General features: G+C 68.9%; 1 protein-coding gene. It reads left to right on the forward strand.

Going from position 1 to position 1,068, the window contains the following annotated elements; translation table 11 throughout:
- Positions 1–119: 119 nt before the first annotated feature.
- The coding region (locus ACZ5XS_RS45810; protein WP_468661651.1) for an IS481 family transposase at positions 120–1,068 on the forward strand (949 nt) is incomplete at its 3' end.

Raw genomic sequence — 1,068 nt, forward strand, 5'->3', positions numbered from 1 at the left:
TGTTCTGTCTCGGGAGGTTGTGGACAGGTGAGTCAGATCTCGGCTGGGGGATCTTGAACGGGTGAGGGCCTTTCGGGTTCGGTGTGGATTGCGACGTCTGCACCGACCGAAAGGCCCTCGTGTCCCACCGTAATGCACCCCTGACCGAGACCGGACGCCTGCGCCTGGCCCGCTGCGTCGTCGTGGACGGCTGGACCCTGCGCCGGGCCGCCGAACGCTTCCAGGTCTCACCCACGACGGCTCAGCGCTGGGCCGGCCGCTACCGTGAGCTCGGCGAGGCAGGTATGGCCGACCGCTCCAGCCGCCCGCACCACAGCCCGCGCCGGACCCCGACCCGCACCGAACGCCGGATCATCAAGGTCCGCGTCCTGCGCCGGTGGGGACCGGCCCGCATCGCCTACCTCCTGGGTCTGAACCCGGCCACGGTCCACCGCGTCCTGGCCCGCTACCGCCTGGCCCGGCTCACGCACCTGGACCGGGCCACCGGCCGGGTGATCCGCCGCTACGAGCGCGACCGCCCGGGCGAACTGCTGCACATCGACATCAAGAAGCTCGGCAACATCCCCGACGGCGGCGGACACAAGGCCCTCGGACGCCAGGCGGGCCGCAAGACCCGCTCCGCAGCCGGCTACAGCTACCTCCACAACGCCGTCGACGACCACTCCCGCCTCGCCTACAGCGAGATCCTCGCCGACGAGAAGAAGGAGACCGCCGTCGGATTCTGGACCCGCGCCCACGCCTTCTTCACCCAGGCCGGGATCACCGTCGAACGCGTCCTGACCGACAACGGCTCCTGCTACACATCACATCTCTGGCGCAACTCCCTTGCAGAGCAAGGCATTTCACACAAGCGCACGCGGCCCTACCGCCCGCAGACCAACGGCAAGGTCGAGCGCTTCAACCGCACCCTCCTCGACGAATGGGCCTACGCGCGGCCCTACAGGTCCGAGGCCGAACGACGCGACGCCTACCCACAGTGGCTCCACACCTACAATCACCACCGCGGACACACCGCGCTCAAAGGCCAACCACCCGCCAGCCGCGTCCACAACCTCACGGGTCAGTACA

The sequence above is a fragment of the Streptomyces sp. NPDC033131 genome (assembly GCF_055578365.1).